Origin of the sequence: Actinoplanes sp. NPDC049802 (assembly GCF_040656595.1) — a bacterium.
Taxonomy (GTDB): Bacteria; Actinomycetota; Actinomycetes; order Mycobacteriales; family Micromonosporaceae; genus Actinoplanes.
The window spans coordinates 1-15,890 of the sequence record NZ_JBFAMR010000038.1; the positions used below are offsets into that span (position 1 = coordinate 1).

At 68.2% G+C, this 15,890-nt stretch carries 13 protein-coding genes; 8 read left to right on the forward strand and 5 right to left on the reverse strand.

Going from position 1 to position 15,890, the window contains the following annotated elements:
- Positions 1-425 precede the first annotated feature (425 nt).
- Positions 426-1,793 (forward strand): phenylacetate--CoA ligase family protein, encoded by a 1,368-nt coding sequence (locus AB0I88_RS24670; RefSeq protein WP_361028898.1) that lies wholly within the window; start codon positions 426-428, stop codon positions 1,791-1,793.
- Here AB0I88_RS24670 and AB0I88_RS24675 read toward each other — a convergent pair.
- Positions 1,790-2,269, reverse strand: coding sequence for an SRPBCC family protein (locus AB0I88_RS24675; RefSeq protein ID WP_361028901.1), 480 nt, complete (start codon positions 2,267-2,269; stop codon positions 1,790-1,792). The genes AB0I88_RS24670 and AB0I88_RS24675 overlap by 4 nt on opposite strands.
- Before the next feature lie 296 nt (positions 2,270-2,565).
- On the reverse strand, positions 2,566-2,940 hold the full coding sequence (locus tag AB0I88_RS24680; protein ID WP_361028904.1) for a metalloregulator ArsR/SmtB family transcription factor: 375 nt from the start codon (positions 2,938-2,940) through the stop codon (positions 2,566-2,568).
- Positions 2,941-3,066: 126 nt separating this feature from the next.
- Here AB0I88_RS24680 and AB0I88_RS24685 point away from each other — a divergent pair, with 126 nt between their 5' ends.
- Positions 3,067-3,585 carry a TrmH family RNA methyltransferase gene (locus AB0I88_RS24685; protein ID WP_361028907.1) on the forward strand — a complete coding sequence of 173 codons (519 nt, stop codon included), beginning with the start codon at positions 3,067-3,069 and terminating at the stop codon, positions 3,583-3,585.
- A 473-nt stretch (positions 3,586-4,058) separates the two neighbouring features.
- On the forward strand, positions 4,059-5,759 hold the full coding sequence (locus AB0I88_RS24690; protein WP_361028910.1) for a DUF6119 family protein: 1,701 nt from the start codon (positions 4,059-4,061) through the stop codon (positions 5,757-5,759).
- A gap of 2 nt (positions 5,760-5,761) precedes the next feature.
- Here AB0I88_RS24690 and AB0I88_RS24695 read toward each other — a convergent pair whose 3' ends face one another.
- The 3 genes from AB0I88_RS24695 to AB0I88_RS24705 form a co-directional block, all read right to left on the reverse strand.
- Positions 5,762-7,168 (reverse strand): hypothetical protein, encoded by a 1,407-nt coding sequence (locus AB0I88_RS24695; RefSeq protein WP_361028913.1) that lies wholly within the window; start codon positions 7,166-7,168, stop codon positions 5,762-5,764.
- A 1,106-nt stretch (positions 7,169-8,274) separates the two neighbouring features.
- Complete coding sequence (locus tag AB0I88_RS24700) at positions 8,275-8,634, reverse strand: helix-turn-helix transcriptional regulator (protein ID WP_361028916.1); 360 nt, start codon at positions 8,632-8,634, stop codon at positions 8,275-8,277.
- Positions 8,631-9,743, reverse strand: a complete 1,113-nt coding sequence (locus AB0I88_RS24705) for a tyrosine-type recombinase/integrase (RefSeq protein ID WP_361028919.1) — start codon at positions 9,741-9,743, stop codon at positions 8,631-8,633. Before AB0I88_RS24705 ends, AB0I88_RS24700 begins: the two co-directional genes overlap by 4 nt.
- A gap of 113 nt (positions 9,744-9,856) precedes the next feature.
- On the opposite strand from AB0I88_RS24705, the gene AB0I88_RS24710 reads away from it, so the two are divergent.
- From AB0I88_RS24710 to AB0I88_RS24730, 5 genes are all read left to right on the forward strand, one after another.
- A complete protein-coding gene (locus tag AB0I88_RS24710) occupies positions 9,857-10,483 on the forward strand; it encodes an AAA family ATPase (RefSeq protein ID WP_361028922.1) in 627 nt (208 codons plus the stop codon).
- Positions 10,484-10,490: 7 nt separating this feature from the next.
- Positions 10,491-11,069: a helix-turn-helix transcriptional regulator gene (locus AB0I88_RS24715; RefSeq protein WP_361028925.1), complete on the forward strand. Its 579-nt coding sequence runs from the start codon at positions 10,491-10,493 to the stop codon at positions 11,067-11,069.
- Positions 11,070-11,135: 66 nt separating this feature from the next.
- Complete coding sequence (locus AB0I88_RS24720; RefSeq protein ID WP_361028928.1) at positions 11,136-13,172, forward strand: cellulose binding domain-containing protein; 2,037 nt, start codon at positions 11,136-11,138, stop codon at positions 13,170-13,172.
- Positions 13,173-13,261: 89 nt separating this feature from the next.
- The gene (locus tag AB0I88_RS24725) at positions 13,262-14,911 is read left to right on the forward strand and encodes an aminotransferase class V-fold PLP-dependent enzyme (RefSeq protein WP_361028931.1); all 1,650 of its coding nucleotides are present in this window, start codon (positions 13,262-13,264) and stop codon (positions 14,909-14,911) included.
- Positions 14,912-15,084: 173 nt separating this feature from the next.
- Positions 15,085-15,852: an alpha/beta fold hydrolase gene (locus AB0I88_RS24730; protein ID WP_361029083.1), complete on the forward strand. Its 768-nt coding sequence runs from the start codon at positions 15,085-15,087 to the stop codon at positions 15,850-15,852.
- Positions 15,853-15,890 lie beyond the last annotated feature (38 nt).

The window sequence follows — 15,890 nt, forward strand, 5'->3', positions numbered from 1 at the left end:
GTCTTGCCCAGCGACGAGCACACCATTCAAACAATGCCGTCCACATGCGCAACCGCCGCAACGGACGGATCTTCACCGGACTTCGACCGCCGACCACCGACCGCCGTCGCCGTCGCCGTCGCCGTCGCCGGTCATCGAATCCCTGATCCAGGTCCGGTCCCCGCTACCCGGCACCCGCGTCGTGAGGCCTGGCAAAGCGGGGCCGGACCGGATATGCGCTGGTAGCGAGCCTTTATTGATAAGCCAGCAGGTCGGCGCTGTCTCAGGCGCTCCGAGAGGGCGCCCACGACCAGCTGAAGAAGATCGGCTACAGCGCATCACCACCTGCTGACGGACACGCCCCGGCGAACGCGGGCAGCCATCGCCCGGTGTCGACGAAACGGCTTTGCGGCACCGTGTGGGTGTCGGTGGTGCAGAGTGTCCGTATGGTTCTGGAGCTGTTCCGCGACGCTGCCGGTGACGTCCCGGCCTATCGACGGTTTCTGGCCGAGCAGGGCGTCGACCCGTCGGCGGTCAGCGATCCGGGGCAGATCCCGTTGATGACCAAGGACGGCTACCACCTGCGTTTTCCGCTGCCGGAACGCTGCCGGGGCGGGCGGCTGGAGGCGGCCGCCATGGTGGCCCTGTCGTCCGGCTCGTCGGGGCGGGCGACCGTGTGGCCGCGGTCGGAGCGCGACGAGAAGCCGGTGATCGCCCGGTTCGCGCAGGTGTTCCGGGACGGGTTCGGCGCGGACCGGCGCAGCACCCTGGCCGTGGTGTGTTTCGCGCTCGGCAACTGGGTCGGCGGCATGTACACGGTGGCCGCGTGCCGGAACCTGTCGGCCGCCGGGTTTCCGGTGACCGTGGCGGCGCCGGGCAACGACATCGACGAGATCCTGCGGGTGGTCGGCGAGGTGGGCGGGCATTTCGAGCAGGTGGTGCTGCTCGGCTATCCACCGTTCGTGAAGAACGTCATCGACGCCGGGGTGGCCCGGGGCGTGGACTGGCCCGCGTACGACGTGAAGCTCGTCCTGGCCGGTGAGGTGTTCAGCGAGCAGTGGCGGGACCTGGTCGCGGCCCGTGCCGGGATCGGCGACCCGGTGTCGGGTGTGGCGTCGCTGTACGGGACGGCCGACGCCGGGGTGCTCGGCAACGAGACGCCGTTGAGCGTACGCGTCAGGCGTTTTCTGGCCGACCGCCCGGAGGTCGCCACGCGGCTGTTCGGCGATTCGCGTCTGCCGACGCTGGTCCAGTACGACCCGGCCGCCCGGTTCTTCGAGTCGGCCGGGGACGGGACGCTCGCGTTCAGCGCCGACGGCATGGTGCCGCTGGTCCGGTACCACATCGCCGACGAGGGTGGGCTGCTGCCGTACCCGGAGATGGTGGCGCTCTGCCGGGAGCACGGTTTCGACCCGGGCGACGGCCCGGATCTGCCGTTCGTGTACGTGTTCGGCCGTTCCCTGTTCACGGTGTCGTTCTTCGGCGCCAACGTCTATCCGGAGAACGTCACCGTGGGCCTGGAACGGCCGGGCGTCAGCGACTGGACGACCGGCCGTTTCGTGCTGCGCACCGTCGAGGACGCCGACCACGACCGTCATCTGTCGGTGGTGGTGGAACTCGCCACCGGCGCCGAGCCGTCCCCGGAGCGTGCCGGTCTGGCCGCCGAGTCGATCCGCGCCGAGCTGCTGCGCCTGAACAGCGAGTTCGCCAACTACGTCCCCGCGTCCTACCAGACCCCGCGGATCGAGCTGCGCCCCGCCGACGACCCGGAGTTCTTCCCCCGCGGCGTGAAGCACCGCTACACGCGCCGCTAGCGCTGGGCCTCGTAGTGCTCCTTCATGGCCGGGTGGTAGTCGTCGAAGCTCGGGGCAGGGGTGCCGTCGCGGGAGGCGACCAGCAGGTCCAGATACCACTCCCAGCCGGGGCCGACGTCGCCGACGTTCTCCGTACCGGAGAGGTGCTGGGTGAAACGCAGCTCGGTGACGCCGTCGCTCTCGGTGAGCACGATGTCGAGATGCCAGCTGCCGTGGTCGTCGACGGCGGAGAGGCCGAGGCGGCGGGGCGCCTCGCAGGCGTCGATGGTCATGTCCATCCACGGCCGGCCCTCCTCCTGGGCCATCTGCACCTGGATGGTGTTGCCGGGCGCGGCGTCGCCCTTCCACGGGCCGAACCATCGGGCGGTCCGCTCCGGGTCGGTCAGGCTGGCCCACACGTCCGCGACCGGCGCTCGGAAGTTGCGGGTCAGGACGAGGTCGCCGCCGAGAAGTCGGCCGGTGGGTGTCGGGCTCATCGAAATCCTTTCGTGGAAACTCCGGCGTTGGCCGTGGGGAGGAAACGGATTTGCTGCGGAGCAGGTCATGGATAGCCCATGCGCCGTCGAGGCGGATGGGCGTCTGGTCAGGCGTTGCGCTGGTTCTCGCCATAACCTGTTCACGATCTCCAGGGTTGCGCCGCCGGCGGTGGCGACGAGGTACCAGTTGGACCACAGGGTCGGCCCTTCCGGGAGGGTGAATCAGATGCAGTCCGAGCTGGGAATCCCGGGCCTCGCCCCGGAGGGAAATCCCCCGGATTCATCCGTGGGGATCGTTAAGCGCTCTCCTTCGTCGAGATCTCGGGACCGGTGCGCCGCTCGCGGCGGGTTCGGTACACCTCGGTCGTCAGGGCGTCGAGGTGGTGCTGCCAACCGGACGGGCGCCGCAGCGCCTCCAGCCACCCGGCCAGCTCGTCGAGTGGCGTGGTGACCAGCTCGTAGACCCGGCGCCGTCCGTCGGCGGTGTCGCGGACCAGTCCGGCCTCGCGCAGCACGCGCAGGTGGCGGCTGACGGCGGGCCGGCTGATCGCGAACCGGTCGGCGACCTGCCCGGCGGTCAGCGCCTCCCCCCGCAGCATCCACAGGATCTCGCGCCGCACCGGGTCGGCGATCGCGCCCGCCACCTCGTCCACCCAGGAAGCGTAACGCATAGGTTACGCATTATGTCAGCGCAACGCGGTATGGTGAGGGCACAGCATTCCCGTCGATGGCCCGCGTGCGCCGAGAAGCACGTCCCGCATGATTCTCGAGTCGTGGAGCGTCTCCGCTCACGTCCGGTGAGCCCCGCCATCCGCACCCGCACGCCGCGGGAGATCCGGTCGGTCCGCCGTTCCCGCCGGCACCGCTGCTGGGGGCATCTCGTCGCGGCGGCCCTCTGGCCGATGCACAACGCCAATCTCGGCACCCTTCTGCGTACCTGTGACGCGGTCGGCGCCTGCCTCGCGGCGCCGCCGTACCGCTGGGTCGACGAGGCTCTCGCCCGGGGCAACACTCTGCGGAGTCCCGCCTGTGTGCACCGTGTCGGCGATCCGCCGGCCTGGCTCGCCGCGGAGCGTGCGGCGGGCGCGCACATCCTCGGGGTGGAGCTCGCCGACGAGGCGGTCCGGCTCGCGGACCTGCCGGCGGCCCGGCGCCGGACCGTCATGGTGCTCGGGCACGAGGCCACCGGCATCCCGCCGGAGGCTCTCGACCTGCTCGACGGCGTGGTGGAGATCCCCATGGTCGGCACCGGGTCGAGTCTCAACGTGGCGGTCGCCGGCTCGCTGGTGCTGTACAAGCTTGCCGGACTGTTGTGACCTTGAGGCATGGTGAATATTGGGATAGCTGGATATCAGAACTTGCGGAATGCTGACGGCATGATCGAACGCCTGCCTGCCGCCCTCCGCGTCTGGCAGGCGGGCAACTTGTGAAGCTCGAGTGCCTGGCGCTCCACAACTCGTCCCGTGATCTGGCCGCGGGGTCCTTCGATGCAAGGCTCAGCGACAGGTAGTCGCCGCAGCGGGATGACAAGCCGTGAGAAGGATCGGCCGCTTGTGGCTCTTGGCCGCAAGCTACAGGAGTCGGCCCGCCTTGGTCGCTCATGCTGGTAGCTTCGACGCAAGGGCGTGTCAGAATGCCGTCAAGATTGATTAGAGACATTGCATAATGGCGCGCGTGCGGAGATTATCGCGGGAGTGCCAAGCTGCGCACTGGTGAGCCTCTACGTGTGTGAAGCGTTCTTCTGGTCCTGGAGGGGGCTACTTTGGCAGAGCCGACGTCGACTGCCCAGGTGACCCTATACCGCCTTTCCCCCAAGGGTGGAGTCGAACTTCAGGGGATGATCCAAGAAAAGTACGTAAACTCAGGATTTGCGCCCATCAGCGTGACTGTTGGTAATGTGGAATGCGTCATGACGCATGGAATTATCGCTCGTGAGGGGCCTCCTGATTGGGTGGATCACTTGACTACCCTCACTGGAAGCCAGCTAGATGTTTCGAACCAAACTGCAGCTGGCCTGCTGCTGGTTCCTGTCGACGGCTTCGTTTTCGCCTTGTCTTGGGGAATGGGATTTCTGCTATTCGACCAAAAATATGTCGATCCTGGATTCGGTCTCCGCTTTGCGATTAGGCGGGCCGATCCTGATGAGGTACGGTCGCTAACCGTTCATGCCCTGGATACTCTTCCGCGGACGGCGAAGACTTCCGTTCTCGGTGGCGCGAAGATTGGCGCCTTCGGAATGGAGGAGTTGGGTGAGGTTCTAAGTCGGCTCGTAGGGCGGGTCCCAGCGGATGGCCTCTCGTGTGCTACGGAGGACGGAAAAACGTGGATTACTGTCAGAGGTAGCGACGCACTAAGTCTGCCTTTAGGGAGAACGCCTAATCTTCTTCTGAGCGACCTTGCGGCCATCAATGAGGTTGTCGAGAACGGCTCGCCGGTTGCTGAGCTTGAACACCTAGAGGACACTCATCCACTGCGGGGCGGCTCAGACCTAGTAAAGCAATTAGACAGCGCCTTGTCGGAGCGACTCGCGCTAGGGACACCGCGTCTTGCTCTTTCCTGGCCAGCTGGTTGGGAAGACGAGCAAGGCGAGGCTTCCAGGTTCGAACTTTCGAAGTTTAGGGAAGAATTTAATGGCACCCGTGACGAACTTGAACTCGAAGACCTCATTCTACCGATTGCTGACAAGCTGCCGAAGGATCGGTTGAGGTTTCTGAAGCGTGGGCGTATTCATGGCGTGAAAAATGACGGAAGCGTCACGAGCAGGGCGATTGCGGCAGACAAGTGGATCACATTCGAACACGTACACGAAGGTCGCCGCTATGTCTTTCATCGCGGTCAGTGGTACGACATCGGAGGTGAGTATCTTGCGAGACTCCATGGAAAGGTTTCGCGAATCTTGGCTATACGCTTCGCCGTAGCGTTGCCAGCATGGCCTGTCACCGAGAAAAAACGACGGAAGACGAACGAGAAGTATATCGATCCCGTCGTCGAGGGTGATTACAACCTCCTCGTCGAGGACCGTAACTCTGCAGACTTCGTGTGCCTCGATAAAAAACTTGTTCGATGTGAGCAGCACCCCCGTGGATTCGAGAGCTGCGATCTGCTGGGTCCGGGGAACGAGTTAATCCATGTGAAAGATCTGGCTGATTCGGTATCGGCGAGTCATCTCTTCAATCAAGCGCTTGTCTCTGCTGAAGCGCTTCGCCAGGTGGACGCGGTCGATGCTTTCCGGCGCGTTGTCAATCTGGCGTCGGGGGGAAAGCGTGAAATTCCGGCTGGATTCCGCCCTTCTAAGGTTGTCCTTGCGTTCGCGGGCAGGGCAGCGACGCCGAACGAATTGTTCACGTTCTCCCAGGTGACACTGCATCGTCTTGCGGTTCGCCTCGATGTGATGAATGTGCCGCTAGAAATCTCCCAGATTGACGCGAGCGCCGAGGTCATGACCGAGCAGGCGCTGATTGACGTTCGGGAAAGAGCAAAAAGTAGATGATGCTATGGCTGTACGGCAACGGCTGCTGCATAACGCAGCCGCGTGTTGCCTGCTTCGACCGTCCAGTTGGTTGCGGTCTGTAAGTGCAGGCCGAGAAGCTGGCTGAGGACTGCGGCGGGCAGTTGCGCGGCAAGGTCGATGAGTGCGGTGTTGCGACCGAGGCGGACGGGAATGCCGTGCTGTTGTAGTCGTGCGTTCAGTCGGGCCGCGCTGAGCGGGCGTCCTGGCGCGGCGCCGGGGAACAGCCAGCTGTTGGGTGCGGACCGGCCGATGGCGATGTGCCCGCTGCGGCGTTGCACCAGCTTGTCGACGAGGCTGTCGAGTGGCGGTGGCAGCCGGATCGGGCTGCGACCGAGGCGGACGTGGGTTCCGTTCGCGTCGGTGTGGATACGGTCGAGGGTAAGTGTGGCGATTCGGGTGACGGGTTGGGCGTAGAGGAGCACGAGGAGGCCTGCGACTCGGTCAACGGGGTGGATGTCCTCGTCGTGTAGCAGCGTGCGGGTGAGTTGCCAGCGCTGGTCGTGGTGAGGAAGGACCTGGCGGCGCATGGTGCCAGTCCGGGCGGGCAGATTGATGCCGATGGCGTGGCGGCGCCGAACGGCCCAAGTGACGAATGCGCTGGCGCCGCGGCGGCCGGCGGGGCCCGAGGTGAGCCAATCGTCGATGTCGCTCTGATTGGCGGCACCGATGGTGGTGCCGCGCCTGCGCAGCCAGGTGAGCAGGGCGATGGTTGCAGACAGCTCGCCGCGGACCACGGTGATCGGTCCGTAGCCGATCGGGTTCTGTGGCGAGGAAGCCTGACGCAGCCGCCGCAGGTGGTGCCAGATGGCGAAACGGTGGACGAGGCGCCGCTCGATCGGATCGGCGATGGCGGCGGTGGCCATACCGACCCATTGTTCGAGCATCGCGAGGTGCTCGTCGCGGGCGGGTAGCGCGCCGTGGGCGACGAGCAATGCGCGCAGCTTGGCCGCGGCTTTGGCCGGGCGTAGCCGGTCCATGAGCGCGTGATCAAGCGGCTTAGCGTGTTGGGCGATGGTGATCAGCAGGGTGCGTGCGGTGGCCGATTGCAGCCACTTCAGCACGGCCGCAGGGTTGTCGTTGCCGCAAAGCACGTCGAGGACGCCGTTAGCGGCCGGGTGCAGGTGGCCCTCGGGGGTGGTGAGCAGGTTGCGGACCACCTCGGGGCGGGCGCAGGCGGCGCAGAGGCCGAAGTGGTGCAACCGGGTGATGACGCCGCATCGGTCGCAAGGCCGGGTGGCGGCGGGGTGGCGGCGCCAGCAGGTGCCGCAGAGCGGTCCGTCCGCGGGGCGTGCGATCACCGGACGGATCCGCCGGCAGTTGGTGCATTCCTCCCTCGGCATCCAACAAGGCTGGCAGAGCGGATCGCCCTGTTCGGTGCGGGCGGCCACGACGCGGACGTTGCCGCAGCGGCTGCAGGCTGCCGTGTTGGAACGTTTGCCACAGGTCTCGCAGCGAGGGCCGGGGCCGGCGGCGCCGTGGCAGGGCCGCTGTCGGCCGCAGACCGAGCAGGTAGCAATCGGCGCGCGCCAGCACGTGCGGCAGCAGCGGTCGCCGGCGTCGGTGGGAGCTAGCCAGGCGACCCGGCCGCAACGCGCGCAAGGCGCAAAATTCGCCGGTTCTCTCTGATCGCACGCCTTGCACAAGGCGCCGCCCTCGGCAGTTCGGCTGACGACGGGTTTCGCCTGGCCGCAACGCGTGCAGTGTTGGGCTCGGATGGCCTCGTAGCACCGTTTGCAGCAGCGGAGTCTCTCGCGGCGGAACCTGACCGGGATGACTCTCTGGCAAAACGGGCACGATGGCCGAGCGACGCCGACGGCATCAGCAGCTACCAATGCCTCGGCCAGCATGACGAGCTGGTGAGAGCCGTGAGCAGCGTTGCTGGCGAGCAGGGTCGGGGTTTCATTGAGTTCGGCTGTGACGGCCCGCTGCTGGTGCGGCCGCGGGAGGGCCCTGGCCACCAACGTTTTAAGGGCGACGGGCGGTAGTCCGGTGTCGAGCCGTGCTATGGCGTCGACGAGCTGAGCAAGCGGATCGGTCGCGCGTTGCCTCCGGTTGCAAGCCGAACACAGCGGTGCTCCACTGCCGTCCCGACCGTCGACACGGCCGGTTCGACCGCACCGAGCACACGATTCGATGACGTCTTCGGGCTGTGCACAGGGTTCACAGGAAAGCCGACCGGCCAGTCGGCGCCGCAGCGGCTGGAACCGGCCGCACCGGCAGCAAGGGGCCCGCCGAACGGTGCGAGCGCCAGCCTCGATCAAAGCACCGATCAGCGTCTGCAGCAGCCGTGGTCCGTCCGGTTCACCAGAGATCAGCAAGGCTGGATCAGTATGCAAGGCACGGGCCAGCCGCCGTAGCTCTGCACGCGTGTGAGCAACCTGATCGACCACTCTGGCGATCACCGCAGCTTCCAGATGCGGCTCGGCGGCCATCACGGTTTCGACGACGACGGCTCGAGGATCGGTCAGGAAGCGTGCTGGCTGGTCGGCTGCCGTCACGTGTCGGTGCGCAGGACCCGGGCCCGGCGTGGCCGCAACTCACCCACGCCCGTGTCCGGTCCGTCGCCGCTGCTCGCGGGCAACTCGGCGCCGACAGCCTTGCGAACTCGACCGGCTCCGCGAGCGGCGACCGGAACGATCAGATCGGTCATCTGGCAGCCGAGGATGTCGATCAACGCCATCAAGGTGCGCAGGCTCAGGCGCTCCGGCTTCTCCACCACGAGGCGGTAGACCTGACTGGGAGACAGGTCGATACCCCGCTCCGCCAGCGGCCCCCGGATGTCGGTGGTGGAGAACATCCCCCGCTCCGCCATCACCTCGCGTAGCCGCCACCGATAATCCAGCTTCGCGGTCACTGTCTCTCTCCATCCACCGTGAATGCCTGTTCCAGTGCGGCGTCCATCATCGTGTTCATCGCCGCCGGGCTGATGTGGGTGTAGATGCCCAAGGTGGAGGCGTAGAGGTGACCGACCTGATCCTGCACGAATTTCGGATCCACGCCGTCCTCGATCGAGTGCGTTATGTACGAATGCCGCAGGCAGTGCGGTGAGAGATCGCCGTCCATGCCGAGAGCATCACGGTAGGCGCCGAACCTCTCCTCAATTTCCCGGGGCTTCAACCGGCCGCCCCGCTCGGTGACCCAGACGCCGGGATGCTGGCTCAGCCCGAACCGAGGTCGAATGTTGACCACGTAATCCTCTAGGGCTTCAACTGCCCAGGGCATCAGGCTGGCCACCATCCGCCGCCGCGGCCCGGACCCCCGAGTGGCCTTGCCCCAGCGCACGTGTACCAGCCCGAATCGGCCCAATGCCGGCGCCTGCGGATTGCGATAGAAATCCGCCAGATCCAGCCGCGACACCTCCGTGCACCGTAACCCCCACCCGTAGATCGTCTTCAGAACCGTCGCATCTCGGTAGGCCGCGAGTGCCCCCTTGCGGCCCAGACGGACCGCCTGCTCCACTCGTGCGTCCGCGTAGTCGAACAGGCGCTGTACCTCATCCCGGGTCAGCGGCCGCCGTCCGGGCCGGCCCTCGTACTCGACCAGGTGGGCTGCGGTGTTCCACTCATGACAGACCTGGGTCGGGTGGGTTCCGAACCGGTCAAGGCATTCCTGCGCCCACCCGTAATACGGCGAGACCAGGTAGTCGCAGAACAACCTCAATGCGACTTGATACGAACGAATCGTCGATCTCGCCAGGCGCCGCTCAGTCACCAGGTGCGTGGTCCACTCGTCCACCAGAGCCGCAGTCCACCGCCACGGGTACTCGTTGCTGAACGCCACGAATGCGTTGATCGTTCGTTCCCGCGACGCGACCGTCTTCGGGTCCAGCCGCCGCCCGCCCAACTGCTGCTTCGCCCAGCCCGACAACATCGCCTGTAGTACGGCGTCCTCTGGGTGCAGAAGGCGCACGCCGGACGCCAGTTCCAGTCGTGCCGCCCCATCCGGCTGTTCGCCGTCGCCCACGCCCGACCGCCCTTCCGTTCGACGCGCGAATCTTGCATCAGATGCATGACACGAGGCAAGTTCGCAGCTCAACGGGTGTGATGTTGGACGGACAGCGACTGCTACGATTTCGCATGTCAGAAGGTCAGGAAGCCGAAACTTCTTGCATCAGATGCAATTCCCCGCACTTTCCGACGCTGGTCGTGATCCGCGGCAACTCGGGATCCGGCAAGACCACCACGGCCCGGGAGGTGCGCCGCCGTTACGGCCGGGGCACCGCCCTGGTCGAGCAGGACCATCTGCGGCGGGTGCTGTTGCGCGAGCACGGCGGCACCGGCCACGATCCGGTGGCGCCGGCCTTCATCGACGCGACCGTGCGGTCGGCTCTGGGCCTGGGCTATCACGTGGTGCTGGAGGGAATTCTCGACTCCGGCGGGCACGCCACCATCCTGCGCCGGCTGATCGCCGATCATCCCGGGCCGAGCAGTGTCTTCTACCTCGACGTGTCGTTCGAGGAGACGGTGCGCCGGTACGCCGGCCGCGCCGAGCCGATCCCGGTCACCGCGGCGATGATGCGGGAGTGGTACACGGATCGCGATCTGCTCGGCGTCGACGGCGAGCGGGTCATCGAGGAGTCGACCGGTTTCGGCGAGGCCGTGGGGACGATCCTGCACACCAGCGGTCTGGCCACGGCGGCCGCTCTGACCCCGTGCCCGGTCCGCTGTCGCCGGTGCGCTGAGAAGGCCCGCGACAGGGAATGATGCATCGATGGACACCATTCTGAAGCGGCCGCTGGCCGAGGCGGAGATCGCCGCGCTACGGTGCTGGCCGCGATACGGGAGCGCCGAGGTGGACACCAGCGTCCTGGTGCCGTTGTTCGACGAGCTCCTCGACGAGTGGCCGTGGTGGGACCGCGCCTGGCGGGTGACCCGGGCCGGCTTCGCCCATCCGGTCGACATGACCCGGGTCGATGTGGATCCGGATCCGGTCGAGGTGGCCGTGCCCGGCGCCGTCGGCCGGGAGGACGGGGCGGAGATGCCGCTGTCCGCCCGGATCCGGATCCACGGGGATCGGGTGATCCGGTTCGGGGCGAAGGTCGGTGACCTGGCCATCGCTCCCGGCCGGGAACCGGCGGGCGAGCCGGAGAGGCATCCGTTCGGGATGGTGCTGACCGCTCTGATGACGTCGCACGGCATCAGACCGCGGGACCTGGCGCGGCGCTGCGGGCTCGCCGAGTCGACGATCAACGCGGCGATGCGCGGCAGGCGCCCGCACCGGCTCTTGATCAAACTGCTGGCGCCGCACGTGGGGATGACCGTGGAGGATCTGACAGCCCTCGCCGATTGACAGTTTTCTATTCAGAGGATCACTATTGGGAGCGCTCCCATCCCCTCGCTCCCCGCGGAGACCCCCGTGCGCAGATCCCTGTCGTGGAAAGCGCTGGCGAGCACCGTCCTGCTCGCCGCCGTCACCACCGCGCCGTCCGGCGCCCAAGCCACCGCCCTCGCCCCCACCACCCGGGTCGACGTCGACGTCCGGGCCGGGCTCGCAGAAGTCGCCGACCAGGCACTCGGCGTCAACCACGCCATCTGGGACGCCCAGCTCGGCACGCCCGCCGTCGCCGACCTGCTCAAGGACGCCGGGGTGCGCATGCTGCGCTACCCCGGCGGGTCCTACGCCGACATCTACCACTGGCAGACCCACACCGCCCCCGGCGGTTACGTGGCGCCCGGCACCGATTTCGACACGTTCATGGCCGGGGCACAGCGCACCGGCGCCGAGCCGATGATCATCGCCAACTACGGCACCGGCACCGCGCAGGAGGCGGCCGCCTGGGTCCGGTACGCGAACGTCGAGAAGGACTACGACGTCACCTACTGGACGATCGGCAACGAGAACTACGGCAACGGCCACTACGGCGCGAACTGGGAGGCCGACGAGCACGCCGACAAGAGCCCCAAGGAGTACGCGGCCACCGTCCTCGCCTACGCCGAGGCGATGAAGGCCGTCGACCCGGACATCGAGATCGGCGCGGTGCTGACCATGCCGGGCAACTGGCCGGACGCCATCGTCGGACCGGGCGACCAGGGCTCCTGGAACCAGGAGGTGCTCACCCGCGCCGGCCACGTGATCGACTTCGTGGACGTGCACTGGTACCCGGGCGGCAGCACCCCCGCCGAGACGCTCACCAAACCCGCGCAGATCCAGGACGCCGTCTGGACGCTGCGGCAGCAGATCGAGCGGTACGCCACGGACAGCGCCGACCGCATCAGGATCAGCATGACCGAGACCAACGTGGAGGTCGGCCGCAACACCCAGCCGGGCGCGCTGTTCCTCGCCGACGTCTACAGCGGCCTGCTCGCCCAGGGCGTCTTCACCGTCCACTGGTGGAACGTGCACAACGGCCTCGGCACCGTCTCGACGGTGGCCGGGCAGACCGACTACGGCGACTACGGGCTGCTGTCCAGCGGGAACTGCACGGCCGACGAGTCGGTCTGCCAGCCGCCGCTGAACACGCCGTTCGCGCCGTACCACGCGCTGTCGCTGATGGGTGACTTCGCCCGGCCCGGTGACCGGTTCATCGCGGCGGGCGCCGACGACCCGCTGGTCAGCGCGCACGCGGTCCGCCGGCCCAACGGTGACGTGGCGGTCCTGATGATCAACAAGGATCCGGAGGCCGAGCACACCGTGGCACTGAACTACCACGGGTTCACGGCCGCCGCCGGCACGCCCGCCGTCTCCACCTACGTCAACGGCGCCGACGAGGTGGCCACCGGGCAGTCGGGCACCGCCGCGGCGCAGACGCTTCCCCCGTACTCGATCTCGGTCTTGACCTTGAAGTCGGCGGACACCGTGACGGGCGCGCCGAAGGCGCCGGCCCAGCCGACCACGACGGTGACCGACCGCACCGCGACGATCTCCTGGCAGTCGACGGGCTCCGGCCTCAAGTACGAGGTGTACCGGCAGAACGGCGGCAAGGCGGAACTGCTCGGCGAGACCACCGGCACGTCGCTGACCGCGAACAACCTGGAGCCGGGCCGCCGGTACACGGTCAACGTGGTCGCCCGCGACGGCGCCGGACGGGCGTCGGCCGCCTCACCGCCGCTGACCTTCACCACCGGCACGCCCACGACCTCCGGCTGCACCGTGAAGTTCCGCGACGTCAACGACTGGGGCAACGGCTACGTGGGCCAGGTCGACATCACCAACGACACGGCCCGGGCCACCGGAAGCTGGACGCTCACCTACACCTGGCCGACCACCTGGCAGAGCGTGAGCAACGGCTGGAACGCCACCTGGACCCAGACCGGCCGCACGGTCCGGGTGACCAGCGACAACAGCCTCGCGGCAGGAGCGTCCACCAGCGTCGGCTTCGTCGGAAACTACAGCGGACCGAACGTGCTGCCGACCGTCTTCACCCTGAACGGGACGGTCTGCACCAGCGCGTGACGACCCCGCCAGGTCCGGGCGGCGGATGCCCGGACCTGGCGAGCACGGCTCACAATGGAGGGCCGGCACCTCGGTGAGGAGACGGCGCCATGGACATGTTGCAGCGCATCCGCGACGGGCTGATCGGCGCCGGACAGGTGCTCGACGGGCCGTTCGGGCCACGCCGGATCACCTACGCCGACTACACGGCCTCCGGCCAGTCGCTCGACTTCATCGAGGACTTCCTGCGCGATCACGTGCTGGCCCGCTACGCGAACACGCACACCGAGGTGTCCGCGACCGGCGCGCAGACCGGGGCGCTGCGCGAGGAGGCCCGCCGGATCATCCACCGCGCCGTCGGAGCCACCCCCGACCACGTGGTGATCTTCTGCGGTTCCGGCGCGACGTCCGCGGTGGCCAAGCTGGTCGGCGCGCTCGGCCTCCGTCTGCCGGAGAACCTCGACGACCGGTACGCGCTGAGCGCCCACATTCCGGCGGAACAACGGCCGGTCGTCTTCGTAGGCCCGTACGAGCACCACTCCAACGAACTGCCCTGGCGCGAGTCCATCGCCGACGTCATCGAGATCGACTCCGACCACACCGGCCACGTCGACCTGGCCGTCCTGCGGGAGGCCCTGCTCGCCTACGCCGGCCGGCCGCTGCGCATCGGCAGTTTCTCGGCCGCCTCCAACGTGACCGGCATCCTCACCGACACCGAGGCGGTGTCCCGGCTGCTGCACGAACACGGCGCCGTGTCGGTGTGGGACTACGCCGCCGCCGGCCCGTACGTGCCGATCTCGATGGCCGGCAAGGACGCGGTCGTGCTGTCTCCGCACAAGTTCCCCGGCGGGCCGCAGACCCCGGGCGTGCTGGTCGTGCACCGCCGGCTGATGACCAACCGGGTGCCGGTCGTCCCCGGTGGCGGCACCGTGGCGTACGTCGATCCGGCCGGCCACCGCTACCTCACCGACCCGGTGGCCCGGGAGGAGGGCGGCACCCCGGCGATCGTCGAGTCGATCCGGGCCGGGCTGGTGTTCGCCGTGAAGGAGACGGTCGGCGCGGACCTCATCGAGCGGCGCGAGCACGCCCTGTGGCAGCGGGCCCGCGCCCGGTGGGCGGCGGAGAGCGCCATCGAGATCCTCGGCGACCTGGACGCCCGGCGGCTGTCGATCGTGTCGTTCCAGATCCGCGCCGGTGACCGGTACCTGCATCACAACTACGTGGCGGCGCTGCTCAACGACCTCTTCGGGATCCAGGCGCGCAGCGGATGCTCGTGCGCCGGACCGTACGGGCACCGGCTGCTCGGCATCGACGAGGCGCACTCCCGGGAGTTCCGCGGGGAGATCGTGGACGGTTGGGAGGGCATCAAGCCGGGCTGGAGCCGGCTCAACCTCAACTACTTCATCTCCGGCACGGTCGCCGACTACCTGATCGACGCGGTGCTGCTGATCGCCCGGCACGGGGCCCGGCTGCTGCCGGAGTACCGGTTCGATCCGCGGACCGCCCGGTGGGCCCATGCCGGTCACACGCCCGGCCGGGTGCGGCTGGCCGACCTGCGGCTGGAGGCGGACGGCACGGTCACCACCCCGCCGGCGCCGTCGGCCCGCGCCGGCGAGGACGCGCTGGCCGGCTATCTGGCGGAGGCCGAGCGGATCCTGGCCGGCCGTCCGGTGCCCGCCGACGGCGTACGCCTGGATCTGCCCCCGGCTTTCGAGAAGCTGCGCTGGTTCCTGTTGCCGGACGGGTGCCTGGCCGGCTGACCACCGCGCCCCTCGGCCGTTCACCCACCGCGGATGATTTCAGCCGGCCGGCCCACCTGACACCATCGCGGGATGACCCGAAGCAGACGCCGCGGCTCGCCTCCCGGGCGCGGCACGTGACGGCGCCGGGCTGGCGCGAGCAGTACGTCACGCTGCATGGACGGCGCGTCTTCGTGCGCCTCGGGCCGGAGGTTCCGGGCACGACCCCACTCGTGCACGTGCATGGTTTCGCGGTGTCCGGAAGCTATCTGATGCCGACCGCGGAGGCGCTCGCCCACCGGGCCACCAGCCTGGTGCCCGACCTGCCCGGCTACGGCCGCAGCAAGGGGTGGGGGCACGTCCTCGGCATCTCGTCGCTGGCGTGGACGCTGCTGGAGCTGCTCGACGAGCTCGGCCTGCCCCGGGCGACCCTGGTGGGCAACTCGATGGGCGCACCGGTCTGCCTGGAGGTCGCGCACAGCGCCCCCGAGCGGGTGGCTGGCATCGTGCTCGCCTCACCGGCCGGAGGCATGCACAACCAGCCGCTTCTGCGCGCCCTGGGCCAGCTGGCGCGTGACGCCGTGCGGGAGAGCCCGGCGATGGTCCGCGTCGCGCTGCCGGACTATCTGCGTTTCGGGCCGCTGAACGCGCTGCAACTGTTCAGCGAGCTGATGCGGTTCCCGTCACTCGAACGCATTCTGCGCACCCCGGTGCCCACCCTCGCGGTCCTCGGGTCGCGTGATCCGCTGATGCCGCCACTGTGGCGGGTGCGCGAGGTAGGCCGGCTCGCGCCGCCACAGGTGACGATCGCGGTCATCGACGGCGCGGCCCACGCGATGAACTTCAGCCATCCCGGCGAGCTCGCCCACGTCATCGGCTGCTGGCTGGACGGCCGCGACATCACCGACGACCCCGATCAGCCCGGCATCACCCAGATCCTGCGACTGGACACCGGCGACTGACACGTCGTACGGCCCCGGCGAGGCCGCTGCTCACCGAG